This window comes from Streptomyces sp. NPDC050617 (assembly GCF_040654795.1).
GTDB lineage: Bacteria > Actinomycetota > Actinomycetes > Streptomycetales > Streptomycetaceae > Streptomyces.
Map to the genome: position 1 here is coordinate 210792 of NZ_JBFAIS010000001.1, position 14320 is coordinate 225111.

The 14320-nt window shown below is 73.9% G+C and carries 6 protein-coding genes; 2 read left to right on the forward strand and 4 right to left on the reverse strand.

All coding sequences use genetic code 11. The features are described from left to right. Positions 1-233: 233 nt before the first annotated feature. Positions 234-7196 carry an SDR family NAD(P)-dependent oxidoreductase gene (locus tag AB0I49_RS00925; protein WP_363224571.1) on the reverse strand — a complete coding sequence of 2321 codons (6963 nt, stop codon included), beginning with the start codon at positions 7194-7196 and terminating at the stop codon, positions 234-236. Positions 7197-8016: 820 nt separating this feature from the next. Here AB0I49_RS00925 and AB0I49_RS00930 point away from each other — a divergent pair. Next, positions 8017-8676 carry a response regulator gene (locus AB0I49_RS00930; protein WP_363224572.1) on the forward strand — a complete coding sequence of 220 codons (660 nt, stop codon included), beginning with the start codon at positions 8017-8019 and terminating at the stop codon, positions 8674-8676. Here AB0I49_RS00930 and AB0I49_RS00935 read toward each other — a convergent pair. Beyond that, positions 8643-9923, reverse strand: coding sequence for a hypothetical protein (locus AB0I49_RS00935; RefSeq protein ID WP_363224573.1), 1281 nt, complete (start codon positions 9921-9923; stop codon positions 8643-8645). The genes AB0I49_RS00930 and AB0I49_RS00935 overlap by 34 nt on opposite strands. Before the next feature lie 18 nt (positions 9924-9941). Beyond that, positions 9942-11042 (reverse strand): ATP-binding protein, encoded by a 1101-nt coding sequence (locus tag AB0I49_RS00940; protein WP_363224574.1) that lies wholly within the window; start codon positions 11040-11042, stop codon positions 9942-9944. Positions 11043-11786: 744 nt separating this feature from the next. On the opposite strand from AB0I49_RS00940, the gene AB0I49_RS00945 reads away from it, so the two are divergent. Continuing rightward, positions 11787-12488, forward strand: coding sequence for a metal-dependent hydrolase (locus tag AB0I49_RS00945; RefSeq protein WP_363224575.1), 702 nt, complete (start codon positions 11787-11789; stop codon positions 12486-12488). Positions 12489-12535: 47 nt separating this feature from the next. Here the strand turns inward: AB0I49_RS00945 and AB0I49_RS00950 are convergent, their stop codons facing one another. Continuing rightward, complete coding sequence (locus tag AB0I49_RS00950) at positions 12536-14035, reverse strand: ornithine decarboxylase (protein WP_363224576.1); 1500 nt, start codon at positions 14033-14035, stop codon at positions 12536-12538. Positions 14036-14320: the final 285 nt, after the last annotated feature.

A 14320-nucleotide genomic window follows, 5' to 3' on the forward strand; every position in this document is an offset into this window, starting at 1 on the left:
TGCGTGGGTCTTGTCGGTTGTCGTGCGGGCTCCGGCGGTCGCTGCGTGGGTCTTGTCGGTTGTCGTGCGGGCTCCGGCGGTCGCTGCGTGGGTCTTGTCGGTTGTCGTGCGGGCTCCGGCGGTCGCTGCGTGGGTCTTGTCGGCTGTCGTAGGGGCACCCTCGGCCTCTGGGTGGGTCTCGCCGGCCGTCGTACGGGCTCCGCCGGTCCCCGCGCGGGCCCCGGTTCCGTCGCTCACCATCCCGACGCCGTGTAGAGCACCGAGTGCACCGCGGGCGCGCCCCAGGCCAGCTCGCGCAGCAGGCTGAGCGGCCCCTCCTCGGGGTCGATGAGCCCGATGCCGCGGGCGGCGTACGAGCGCATCAGCTCCGGCGTCACCATGCCGCCCTCGCCGCTCTCACCCGCCGCCCAGGGGCCCCAATGCACCGTCAGGCCCCGGCGCCCGGGGGCCGACCAGCGGCGGCCCAGTTCTTCCAGCGCGTCGTTGGCCGCCGCGTAGTCGCACTGGCCGCGGTTGCCGAGGGCGGCGGCGATGCTGCCGAACAGCACGGCGAACCGCGGACCGTCGGTCAGCTCACCGGCCGCGTCGAGGAGTACGCGCGCCCCGTCCACCTTCGTGGCGAACACCCGCCGGAAGGACTCGGCCGACTTCTCGGCGAACAGCCGGTCCTCGATGACGCCCGCCGCGTACACGATCCCGTCGAGCCTGCCGTGCTCGGCGTGGATGTCCTTCACCGCGGCCCGTACGGCCTCCTCGTCGCGTACGTCGACGGAGCGGTAACGCACCGGGCTGCCGAGTTCCCGCAGGTCGGCGAGGGTGGCGCGGACCTCCCGCTCGGCGAGCACGGCGGTCGCCGCACGCTCGATCCCGGCAGGCGAACCCCCACCGGCGGCGATGAGGGCGGCCCGCACCCTGTCCCGGCCGACGGCCCCCGCCGTCCTCGGATCCTCGGCCGCGGCAGGCACGGGAGTACGGCCCAGCAGCTCGATCCGGCACCGGCTCGCCGCCGCGAGCGCGCGGGCGACGCGCGCGGTGATGCCGCGTGCGCCCCCGGCCAGCAGTACCACCGAGTCGCGGTCGATCCCGGCGGCGGCCGCCTCCGCGACGCCGCCGCCCGCAGGGCCCGCGCCGGTGGCGGCGAGCGTACCGAGGCCCGTAGGCGTCGGACGCAACGCGCGCCGCCCCCGACCGCCGCCGGCCAGGACGACCGGCTCCCGTTCCGGTGCGGCCAGCTCGGTGACGACTGCCTCGGCTACCGCCTCCAAGCCGTCGCCCGCTCCGACCTCCACGAGCGTCACGGCGATGTCCTCGTACTCGCGGGCGAGGCTGCGGAAGAAGCCCCGCAGGCCGCGCGCGGCGCCCTGTTCCCGGCGCTCGACGGCGAGCAGCCGCCGCGGGCCGCCGTTCGCCAGTACCGACTTGAACAGCGCGAACGCCTCGGGGAGCGAGGTCTCGGGAGCCTCGAAGGCGTGCAGGTATACGACGGCGTCGCCGCCGTGCCCTTCCGGCAGCCGGTCGCCGGGCACCGTCTCGGGGCGCGCGCCCGCGGCTCGCAGCCGCGCGGCCAGGAGCTCGGCGAGCGGGCCGCCGCCCAACAGTGTCACGGTGGAGCCGGGCAGGAGGGCGGCGGTGACCGGCAGGAGGTCGGTCTCCACGAACTCCAGACGCTGCGGCGCGACCACGGAGGCTTCCGGCGGCGCTTGAGCCGTCGGTGTTTGAGCCGTCGGCTTTTGTCCGGTGTCCTGCCCAGCCTCCGAGGCGTCTCCGTCCCCGCCCAGCCTGGCGACGAGCAGTCCGGCGATCGCCGCCGCCGTACGAGCCGAGCCGACCTCATCGAGATCCGCGCCGTCCCCCAGGGGCAGGCCGAGGCGCGTCGCCAGCTCCCCGGCGATCTCCGTCCTCTTGATGGAGTCGACGCTGAGGTCCGCCTCCAGGTCCAGCTCCGGTTCGATCATGTCGACCGGATAGCCGGTCCGCTCCGCCACGACCGACAGCACCGATTCGAGCACGGTGCGGTGGTCGGTGGCGGCGGCGGTCGGGGGAGAAGCTTCGGTTGCGGGGGCGGGCGCGGCGGCGGGCGGCGCGGTGACCGGCTCGTACGCTGCGGTCGCATCCGGGGCCGGTACCGGAGTCGGTACCGGGGCTGTCAGCACGGGCGGCGGTGACGCTGTCGCCGCCATACCTTCCGCACCTCCCCCCAGATAGCGCAGCAGCACATCGCGCTGCGCCGAGACCATCTCCCGGCTGCTGCGCAGGAATTCGGCGATCAGGGCATCCGGACCGGACGGCGGCAGGCCGCCGCCGTCGCGAGGGGGGTTCTCCGGCACGATCAGCTCCGTGAGGGGGCGGGCGGGTTGGAGGGCGTTGGGCAGGAGGGAACCGTCGGCGCGGCGGACGAGCTGACCGTCCACGGTCCAGCCGGCGGCGGGAGGTGCGGGGGTGGCGGCGGTTTCGGTGTCCACCGCGTCGCGGCCTTGAAACAGCCGTCCGGTTCGTATGTCCACGCCGGATACGGCGAGTTGGGCGACGGCCGCGAGGAATCCGTACAGCCCGCCGCGCCGGCCGCCGCCGTCCAGCGCGACCGCGCGGTGCGGGCGGTCGCCGAGTACGGCGGAGACCAGCCGGCTCAGTACCCGGCCGGGGCCCGCTTCGGCGAAGACCCGCGCCCCGGCCGCGTACATGGCCTCGATCTGCTCGGCGAACCGGACCGGCGCGCCGATCTGCTCGGCGAGCCTCGCCCGTATGGCGTCCGGGTCGGCCGGATAGGCGGCGGCCGTGCTGTTGGCCCAGACCTGCACGGACGGCGCGCGCACGGGCAGCGTCTCCAGTGCGCGGGCGAACGTGTCGCCCGCACCGGCCATCAGCGGGCTGTGGAACGCGCACGCCACCTGAAGCCGCTTCGCGGCGAGGCCCGCGTCCCGCAGGTGGCCGATCGTCGCGTCCACCGCCGCGGTCGGGCCGGAAATCACCGTCTGGCGGGGCGAGTTGCGGTTCGCGGTGACGACCTCGCCCGCGAGTCCGCCGAGCGCCAGCACCTTCTCGACCTCATCGGCCGACGCCGTGACGGCCGCCATGGCGCCGGGGTCGCCGTCCCGGACCCTGGAGAGGATGGCCTCGGCGCGTGCGGCGCTCGCGGTGAGCAGGTCTTCGGGCGCGAGGGCCCCGGCGACCGCGAGGGCGACGAGTTCGCCGTAGCTGTGACCTGCGGTCATGTCCGGACGTACGCCTACGGTGGCGAGGAGCTCGGCGGCGGCCAGCCCCGCGATGCCCAGCGCGGGCTGGGCGACGGCGCTATCGGTGATCCGCGCGAGCTGACCGGCGGCCGTCGCGTCGTCGAAGGCGGTGGGCGGGTGGAGGGCGTCCGCCCAGCGGGCGGCGCCGAGCCGCAGGCAGCCGTGGAGTTCGGGGAAGGCGACGAAGAGATCGGCGAGCATGCCGGGGCGCTGACTGCCCTGGCCAGGGAAGAGAAACGCCAACTTGGTTTCTGTAGACGCTTTTTCGGTTCCTTGGTCGAGGCTTTGGGCGCGAGCCGTGAACAGCCCCGCCTCCGGATCGTCCGCCCCCTCGGCCGCCCTGTGCAACAGGCCGGCCAGGTGCGGCACGCTGTCGGCCAGCAGCGCGATCCGGACCGGCTCGCCCCGCGCGGCGGCCGCGTCGCCGCGCCGGGCGGCGCTACGCGCGTAGTCACGCAACCGCCACGCCCCGCCGCCCTCGACCAGGCCGAGCAGCGTACGGACGCCCCGCCGCGCGGCGGCGTCGTCCTTGCCGCGGAAGGTGAACAGTTCGGCCGGCCACTCGTCGAGCGCGTGGGCGGCCGGGGCCTGGGCGTACGCGCGTAGAACGACATGAAAATTGGTGCCGCCGAAGCCGAAGGCGCTCACGCCCGCGATGCGCTCGGCCGCCTCCGCCGGCCAGGGCCGGGCCGCGGAGTGGAAGACGAACGGGCTGCGGTCGGCGTCCCACGCCGGGTTCGGCTGCCGTATGTGCAGGGTCGGCGGCCGTACGCCGTGGTACAGCGACAGGGCCGTCTTGATCAGCCCGGCCAGCCCCGCCGCGCACTTCGTGTGCCCGATCTGGGACTTCACCGAGCCGATGACGCAGCCGCCCGGAGCGGCCCCGGCCTCGGTGAACACCTCGGTGAGCGTGGCCAGTTCGGTACGGTCGCCGACGACCGTACCCGTGCCGTGCGCTTCGATGAGGCCGACCTGCGCGGGCGAGATCCCGGCGTTGCGGTACGCGCGGGTCAGCGCGGCCCGCTGGCCCTCGGGGCGCGGCGCGGTCAGGCCGAGGGCGCGGCCGTCGCTGGCGCTGCCCACCCCGTCGATCACGGCGTAGACGCGGTCCCCGTCTCGTTCGGCGTCGGCCAGCCGCTTGAGCACCACGCAGCCGACGCCCTCGCCGAGCGCGATCCCGTCGGCGGACCGGTCGAAGGTCGCCGAGCGGCCGGTGGGCGAGAGGGCGTGCACGGAGGAGAAGAGCAGGTAGTCGTTGATGCCGTTGTGCAGGTCGGCGCCGCCGCACAGCACCAAGTCGCTTGTTCCGGTGAGGAGTTCCTTGCATGCTACGTCCACGGCGGTGAGCGAGGAGGCGCACGCGGCGTCGACGGTGTAGTTGGCGCCGCCGAGGTCGAGGCGGTTGGCGATCCGGCCCGCGATGACGTTGGCGAGCATGCCGGGGAACGAGTCCTCGGTGAGGCGCGGCAGTTGGCCGTCGAGCGCGGCGGGTAGCTCGCCGACGTACGCGGGCAGGACCGTGCGCAGGGTGCTCGCGTTGGCCAGGTCGCTGCCCGCCTCGGCCCCGAACACCACCGACGTACGGGAGTGGTCCCGGTCGGTGTGGCCCGCGTCCGCGAGGGCGCGCCGGGCGGCCTCCAGTGCGAGCAGCTGCACCGGTTCGATGCTGCTCAGGGAGGCGGGCGGGATGCCGAAGCGCAGCGGGTCGAAGGGGATCTCGGGCAGGAAGCCGCCCCACCGCGACGGGGTGCGCTCGCCGTCGCCGTCCGGCGCGTAGTACCGCTCCGGGGCCCAGCGCTCGGCCGGCACCTCGGTCACGCAGTCCTTGCCGGACAGGACGTTCGCCCAGAACGCGGCCGTGTCGGGTGCGCCGGGGAACATGCCGGCCATGCCCACGACGGCGACGCCCAGCGGTTCGGGCGCGGGCCGCCCGGCGGCCTCCGGTTCCGGCTCCGGGGGCAGGCCCAGGGTCTCGCGGATCGCCCCGTTCCGGGCCCGTAGCCATGCGGCGGCGCCGTCGCCCACCGACCGGTGGAGGGCGGCGACGGTGGTGACCTCGTCGCGCAGCACGCACACCTCACCGGCCATGAACATGCCCTCGGCGTCCTGCCGCCCTTCATCCACGGGGCGCAGCTCGGCCCCGACGCGCTCGATGCCCTTGCTGGCCAGCCGCAGCCTGCCGATGTTGAACTCTTCGAGCCGCGCCCACCTCTCGCGGTCGGGCACGCCCCGCGCGCGCAGCTCCGCCTTCAGCCCTGCGAAGTCCGCGGTGAACGCGCTGTGCGCGCAGCGGGTGGCGTGGCCGGGCGCGGTCTCCAGCAGGTCGGTCCGCTCGGCGGCGAGGACCCGCCGCTGGAACAGCGGCCGGACGGCCCCGGCTCGTACCGCTTCCGCCGTGAACAGGTAGGCGGTGCCCATGAGCACGCCGAACGCGATGCCCGCGCGGGTCAGCGGCGCGGCGAGCGCGGCGATCATCGCGGCCGAGCGCTCGTCGTGCACACCGCCCGCGAAGAGGACGGTGATGGGGGCGGGGTCGGCTGTTCCGGGGGACACGGTTTCGGTGGGCGCGGTTCCGGTGGATGCCGTCGCGGTGGATGCCGCTCTGGTGGGCGCGGTTTCGGCGGGCGCCGTCGCCATGAAGTCGAGCAGGACCTCGATCTGGGCCTCCCAGAGCGGGAAGCTGTTGCGCGGCCCGACGTGCCCGCCGCACTCCGCGCCCTCGAAGACGAACCGGCGCGCACCGGCCGTGAGGAACTGCCGCAGCAGCCCTGGGGACGGTACGTGCAGAAAGGCGGCGATGCCCGCCGCCTCCAGATCGGCGGCCTGTGCGGGCCTGCCCCCGGCGATGATCGCGTGAGTCGGCCGCAGCCGCCGTACGACCTCCAGCTGCGCGGCCCGCACCTCCTCGTCCGCGAACCCGAGGACGCCGACGCCCCAGGGCGCGTCGCCGACCGCCTCGCGGGTGCGCTCCAGCATCGTTCTCGTCTGCTCGGCGTCGCTGAGCGCCAGTGCGAGGAACGGCAGCGCGCCCGCCTCCGCGACCGCCGCGGCGAACTCGGGGCTGTCGCTGACGCGGGTCATCGGGCCCTGTGCTATGGGCAGTTGAGTGCCCAGGGCGCGTGCGCCGGGGGAGTGGGCGCCGAGCGCGGCGGCGGGCGCGTCGCCGGCGGCGATCTCGGCGAGCGCGGCCCGGATGCCGCGCACGACCTCGCCGACCGTCGTCCACCGGCAGGCGAAGGAGGCGGCGAGAAAGGCGTCCTGACCGACGGGCAGGAACTGGGTCCGCAGGTCATCGCCGCCGATGGAAGCCTCGAACTGAGAACGTGAGGAGGGTAGTTGCGGAGTTCCGGGGCCGCGACGGAGCAGTACGCGCGTGCCGTGGTGCAGTACGGTCTCCGAGCCGTCGAGCCCGCTCAGCGCCTCGGCGATCTCCAGTGGCAGTTCCGCCTCGTCGAGCAGTGCGAGCTGGGTGTCGAGCACGACGCCCGCCGCCCCGCCCGCGACGGCGGCAGCGGCGGTCCGTACGCCGATGCCGCCCCAGGCCCAGACGGGCACGTCGATGTCCGGGGAACCGAGGAGCTGCTGCAACAGTACGAACGTACTCAACTCGCCGACTCTTCCGCCGCTTTCCGTTCCCCGCGCGATCAGCCCCCAGGCCCCGGCCGCGACGGCCCGTACGGCCTCGGCGAGGTCGGCGACCTCGGCCAGGACCCGGCGGCCGGGGAACTCGTCGGGGCGGCGGTCCGGGTCGGCGAGCAGTACGGTCGCCGCCTGAACGGGCAAGTCCGCTGCGGTGAGCGTGCAGTTGGGGCGTACGCGTACGCCGAACGGCCGTGACGACCAGCGGTCCGTACGGTCGAGCAGCTCGGCGGCCCTCGCGGGGTCGCCGGTGGGCAGTTCCAGTACGCCGAGCGCGCCCGCCGCGCAGGCCGCTGCCGTGAGGCGCGGCGACGGCCGGTGCACGGGGTTGACCGCGATGACCGGGCCCGGCCGCGCATCGGGAGGCAGCTCCGCATCGGTAGGCGGCTCCGCATGGGAGGACAGTCGCGCGTCGGAAGGCTGCCGCGCGTCGGAGGGCGGCCGCGCATCGGAGGGCGGCCGTGCGTCGGAGGGCAGCCGTGCGTCGGAAGGCGGTCGCGAATCGGAAGGCGGTCGCGGGGGCTCGGGGGAGGGGCGCCCGCGCCCGGATATGGGCTGAGCGGAATCGGGCGTCGCGGAGGGCGCGTTGGACGGTCTTGGACCCGGCATCCTCATGGGCTCTCCCGACTGCGTGATCGGTCAACCAGCTGATGGTGCGTAGTAGACGGGACGGTTTTCCGAGAGGTCAACTGTCCACTTCCTACAGCTGGTTACTCTCCGTCGACCCCGTCCGGCGTGCTCACTGCCGGGCATTTCGCCCCTAGTGGCCCAACGGACCGCGGCTTCTCACGCCCGCCATCCCCGAGTAACGCAATAGAGATGAAATTGTCATGCCCACATAACTGTGTGCCTATCGATGAGGCGTCGATTGTGGGGCACATCACAGTTGGATCGGCGGTCTTTCGGGGGCGGGTGACGGGTCGACGGCCGTACGGGAGCCGTGATCGACCGCGCGTCCGGGGTGGGGGCGGGGCCGGTCCGGAACCTGATGCGGGGTCAGCCGGCGGGGCGACGCGGTACTGGTCCGGAACCTGATGGCGGGTCAGGCCGGAAGCGGTGCGGAACCGGCGCGCGCCCGGCCCGGCGTCGGTACGGTGGCGGCTCAGGGGCGCCGGGGGCGTGGCGGAGGGGGAGGGCGGTTCGTATGGCTGAGGCAACCGCGCCGGTGACCGTCGCGCTCGTGGACGACCACCCCGTCGTACTCGCGGGCATCGAGTCCTGGTACGCCGCGTCCGCGCGCCCGATCGCCGTGGTGGCGAAGGGCCCCGACACCGCGCTCGCCCTGACCGGCGCGGGCGCCGCTGCCGACGTCGTGGTCCTCGACCTCCAGCTCTCGCGCGGCGCACCCGTCTACCACGAACTGAAACAGCTCGTCGCGATGGAGCGGCAGGTCGTCGTCTACACCATGCAGGAGAGCCAGGACGCCGCGCTGACCTGCCTGGACCTGGGAGCGTTCACGTTCCTGACGAAGGCCGAGGGGGAGGATCACCTCGTGGCGGCGACGCTCGCCGCCGCCGACTGCCGCCCGTACACGCCCCCGGCCCTCGCCGGCGCCTTCGGCAGCGACGCCCGGCTCGGGCGGCCCGCGCTGGCCCCGCGGGAGGTGGAGGTGTTGCTGGAGTGGTTCCAGTCGGAGTCCAAGGCCATGGTCGGGCTCAGCCTCGGGATCTCGGTGCGGACGGTCAACACCTATCTCGACCGGGTGCGGATCAAGTACGCCAACGCCGGACGCCCGGCGCCGACCAAGGCGAACCTTGTCGCCCGCGCCATTCAGGACGGGTGGGTCTCGCTCGACGAACTGTGAGGGGGTGGGGGAGGGGGATGGACGGGTGACTGGGGCGGCTCGGGGCCCGTACCGATGCCCCCGCCGCCCGTACCGTTCCCGCCCTCCGCGTCGGTGTCGGCGTTGGTTCCGCCCGGCACGGCGCACGCGGCCTCGACCCACAGCCGGCCCTCGCTCTGGACCGTACGCACCTGGATGCCCAGCCCGGCCGACGCGGCCGGGATGTCCGTACGCGGGGCGTCCGTGACGACGCTGACCCGTACCCGCCCGCCGCCGCGCACCACGGTCGCGCGGGCGGTGTGCTCGGCCGTCGTGAGCGCGGCGAGTACGGGTTCGGTCAGCGCGCGCCGCAGCGCCCGCGGCACGGGGGCGGGCGTGCCTCGCACGGCGAGCTGTACGTCCACGCCGTTGCGCTCCGCGACCCCGATGCACGCCCGCAGCTCGTGCACCAGCGGGTCGGCGGCCTGGTCCCGTTCCGCGAACAGCCGGCGCAGCCGGGCCGCCTCGAAGGCGCACCGGCGGCGCACCCGCTCGTCCGCCGGGTCCAGCTCCCCACCGGCCAGCCCCGCCAGCAGCGGCAGCACGGAACGGCGCAGGTCCTCGTAGCGCGCCCGCTGGTCCGCGTGGATACGGGCGGACACCTCGGCCTCGGTGCGTACCCGCTCCTGCTCCCGCGCGGTCGCGCTCGCCGCCGCCGCGCATCCCCGCAGCAGCCCCGCCATGATCGCGGCGGCTGCCTGGAACGCGCAGATGACCATGGAGCTGACGGCCATCCCCGCCGCCACCTGGCGCGACGGCGCGCCCGCGGCCAGCAGCTGCGCCAGCGTGAGCGCGACGCAGCCGCCGATGAACAGCAGCGTCCAGCGCAGCCGCTCGCCGTACAGCAGCAGGACGCCGAACCAGCCGATCTCCAGGAACGACCAGTGCGGGGTGGCGAGGAAGTACGCGGCGGGCAGCCGGCTCGTGGCGACGGCCGACGCGGCCAGCGCGCAGCCGAGCCCCACGGCCGCCCAGCGCCGCGACCGGGCCCGGCCGCGCGCGCCGAGCAGCAGGTCCGCCGCCATCACCAGCGTGAGCACGCCGAAGGCGGCGAACTGGATCCACGGCTGCCGGTAGTGGTCGAGATTGGCCAGCAGGGCGGGCAGTGCCAGCCCGAAGTGGACGGCGCCGAGAATGACCAGCCCCGCGACGCGCAGTCCGCCGCGCATGTCGTCGGCGATCCGCTCCGTCAGCGGATCGGCCGGCAGTGCCTCGGTCACCTCGGACATCCGGCCACTCCAGTCGTATCAGACATACGGCCACTCCAGTCGTACGGTCGTGCCCCGGCCCGGAGCGGAGTCGACGGTCGCCCGGCCGCCGACGGAGGACATGCGCTCGACCACCGACCAGGCCAGGCCCCGGCAGTGGGCGGGCACGAGCGTCACATCGAACCCGGCGCCGTCGTCGCCGACCGTCACGGTGACCCGGTCGCCCACGCGCTCCGCGCGCACCGTGGCGTGGCCGACGCCCGAGTGCAGCGCCACGTTGCGCAGCGCCTCGGCCACCCCACCGCGCAGCGCCACGACCGCGGGACCCCAGGCGCTGCCGAGGCCGTCCGCGAACTCCGCCCGTACCCGCAGCGGGTGCCCGGCGATCTCCTCGCGCAGCTCGTCCGCCACCTCCGACTCCCCGGTCGTCACCCGCTCGGCCGCCAACTGCCGCAAATCCTTGGCGGCCTGACGCCGCAGCACATCTCCGGGTATCGACTCCCCGCGCACCGCGACCATCAGCAGAGTCGCGCACGCCGTGTCGTGCAGCGTCGCCAGGTACTCGCGCTCCGCGGAGCGCTGCGCCTGGGCGACCTCGTGACCGCGCCGGGCCGCGGCGGTCCGCGCGGCCGCCGCGTCGGCGGTGCGGCTGCTGCGCAGGACGAGCCGGTACAGCCCCTGGGCGAGCGACGACTGCACCAGCAGCCACCCCGCGTTGGGCAGCGCGTACGCCCAGCCGTCCGGCCGGTCCAGTACAGCCCCTGCCAGATCGGCGGCGGCGAGATACAGGGCCAGCGCGAGCGCGAGCGGCGCCGGGTACATCAGCTGGTACGACACCGCCACGATGCTGACGGCCACCAGCACCCAGGTGCTGCCGTGCTGTGTCTGCGACGCGGGGATGGTCAGAGCCTGGCTGAGGCACAGCCCGGTCAGCACCGCCACGTCGGCGACGAGCAGCAGCCGGGGCCGCCGCCCGGCCGCGCCGATCCGGTAATGCGCGAGGCTCCACGCCAGCATCCCCGCCGCGATGGCCGCGGCTGCCGGCATCGAGTCCACCGGCATCGCCGGCACGGCAAGCAGCGCGCACGAGCACACCACGACCGCGCGGATCCGGTGCGCGTACCTGCGGCCGAAGCTCACGAACTCCCGCTCGGCGGGTCCGGGCCCGTCCGTATCGCGCGAGCCGCCGGTCCGACCGCCCGGTAACGCGTCCGGTAATCCGGCCGGCGATCCGTCCGGCGATCCGTCCGGCAACCTCTCCGGTCCGTCTGGTCCGCCCCGTCCCTCCCCTCTATCCCGTCCGTCCGGTCCGCCCCGTCCGTCCGGTCCGCCCATTCCGAGTGCCACGCCGCCCCCCGCCCGCCGCCGGGATCCACCGGTTCTGCCGGTTCTGCCGGACCTGCCGGGATCTGCCGGGGCCCGCCGTCGATTGTCGGCCGATTGTCGGTCGATTGACCGTCACACGTCCGCGGCTGCCGGCGATAGCGTCAGTCAGGTCAGCGTGCGGACCGCTCCGGCGCCTCGCCGGGCCGGGGCCGTACATCGCCGCAATGTCCTCACCGCTCGGGCCCCCTGCCCCACGGGGGTGGGCAGGGGAACCCGGCCGGGCGACTCCGAAGGCGGGCGGCGCCCGCGCCGCCCGACGGGCCCGAGCGCGATGTCCGAGCGGCCCCGAGGGCAATGCCCGTCGACTTCGAGCGCGCTGTCCGCCGACTCCTAGGACGATGCCCGCCGGCTCCGAGCGTGCTGCTCGCCGGCTCCGGGCGGGCTGTCCGCTGCCCCCGCACCCTTCGCGTACCCGCTCTGATCAGGCTGATAGCGTCTCTGCCGAAAGTGAGGGCACGTCATGAACGTGCCGCCGGGGCGGGAAGGAACGAACGCGCGATGATGGGCCATTCGCACGCCATGAGCGGTGCGCTGATCTTCGCGGGCACCGCGTCGTACTTGCCGCCCGTGCTGATGCACACTCACCTCTCGCCGCAGGAGATACTGATGGGCACCGTGCTCTGCGCCGGTGCCGCGCTCCTGCCCGACCTGGACCACCACGACGGCACCATCGCCAACTTCCTCGGTCCGATCTCCAAGACGCTGTGCCGCTTCGTCGCCTGGATCTCCGGCGGCCACCGGCACGCCACGCACTCGCTGTTCTTCGTGGCCTTCATGACCGCCGGCAGCTGGGCGGGGGTGACCTACCTGGGCCGCCCGTTCACCCTCGGCATGTCCTTCTTCCTGCTGGCACTGGCCGTACGGGCACTCAACCTCTGTCCGCCGGGGCACGGTTTCTCCGCCTGGGGCACCATCGTGGCGATGGCGGGGATGGGCACGGCGGTGCTCGCCAAGTTCATCCCCTCGGCGCCGGGCTGGCTGCCGTACGCCATCGGGCTGGGCTGCCTGGCGCATCTGCTGGGCGACTCCATCACCAAGATGGGCGCGCCGTGGCTGTGGCCGCACAAGAAGCGCTACGAGATCGTGGTGATCCAGCACAGCGGCAACAAGCTGGAGACGGAGATCCTCACCCCCATCATGGGCGTGGCCACCGTCATCTTCCTCTGGTTCACCGCGCTCTCGCCGAACTCCATCAGCTGACAAGCTCTGAGCCGCTTTGAGCGGCTTTTCCCTGAGGCTGGGTCCGCTCAACCCTCCTTGCATACGCGCACGGTCCGCAGCGCCGGGTCCATAGCGTCCGGAAGGTTCATGCCGCCCGCGACGCCGGTCCCCAGATACCGCAGCACGGGGCCGTTCAGCCGCTCGCCGGGGAGCACGGCGGGGATGCCGGGCGGGTACGGGGTCAGCATCTCGGCGGCCACCCGCCCCGCGGCCTCCGCCACCGGCACGGCCTCGGTGGGTCCGAAGTACGCGTCGCGCGGCAGGCATGCCTGTTCGAGCCGGAGGTCGCGGGACGGCGGGACGTCGATGACGGGGGCCGGACGCAGCCGCCGCGCGTTCCCGGACAGGTCGCGCAGGGCCTCGATCAGCGCTCCCGCGGTCGCGGCGTCGTCGGCGTGCGTGATCTGGGCGCTGATCCTGCGGTGGTCGGCGAGGTGCGCGTCGACGTGGTGGTGCTCGCGGAGCCAGTCCGCCGCGCGGTAGCCCGTGGTCCCCAGTCCCCGGACGTCGATCACCACGGGGAGCGGGTCGAATCCGTCGGCCAGCCCCGGCCCGCAGAAGTCGTCGCGGCCGTTGACGTGCAGCCCCTCGATGGACTCGACGGCCGTGCGGACCTCGGCGGCCAGGTCCAGGGCGTGGGCCATCAGCCGGTGCCCGGACAGCGCCATCTGCCGTCGCCAGCCGTCCATTCCGGCGTAGAGGAGTACGGAGGGGCTGGTGGTGCCGAGCAGATCGGCGCGTGAGGCGAGTACGGCGGGGTCGACCAGCCCGCCCTGGAGGTGGAAGACGGAACCCTGCTCCAGCCCGCTGCCCATCTTGTGGATGCTGGTCACGCAGACGTCGGCGCCGGCGTCCATCGCCCAGGAGGGCAGGTCGGGGTGGAAGGGCAGATGCGCGCCCCACGCCTCGTCCACGATGAGCGGCCGGCCCCGCCGGTGGCACACCTCCGCGATGGCCGGGAGGTCGGCGCAGCTTCCGTACGGGGTGGGGCTCGTGACCAGCGCGCCCATGGCGTCCGGGTGCTCCGCGAAGCCCCGCTCGAACTCGGCCGCGGACGGCGGGTGCGCCAGGTGCAGCCCGTCGTCCCAGCACGGGTCCGCCCACACCGGCCGGACCCCGGAGAGGATCAGCCCCGAGACCACCGACTTATGGGCGTCGCGGCCCACCAGCAGCTTTTCGTGCGGACCGGCGACCGCGAGCATCGCGGCCTTGACGGAGAGGGAGCTGCCGCAGGTGGAGAAGAAGGTGTGCTCGGCGTGGACGGCGTCGGCCATCAGCGCCTCGGCCCGTTCCAGCACGCGGCCGGTGGTGCGGCGGTCGTCGAGGCCGCCCGACGCCAGCAGATCACCGTAGAAGACGGCGTCGCCGAGGACTTCGCGCACCCGCGGGTCCGCTCCGCGGGCTTGTTTGTGGCCGGGCGGGGTGAAGGGCAGTTCCTTCGATTCGCGGTATCGGACCAGAGCGTCGAGTACCGGCGCCTCATGGTGATCGATGTGATCCGCATGATCGACTTCTTCGGCAGCCATGGACAGACGACTGCCCGTGACGGCGCGGGGCCAATCCCTTTCGGCCGCGCACCGCGAATTACCGGCCGTCAGCTGATTGCTGATCAACTTCCTTGTGCGGCAAAGGACAAGAGGGTGGGAAGTCTTTAAAGTGCTGACTACGTCGCCGGCCAGGCGTTCACTTGATTGGCGGATGAGGCGGAACAGGTGTCGTCGGTGAGCGTGCGGGTACTCCTGTGGCACCGTCCGAGGAACGAGCGAAGAGACCGGCCCCGTCGAACGGAAAACAGTGCAGGTGGCGGGCGG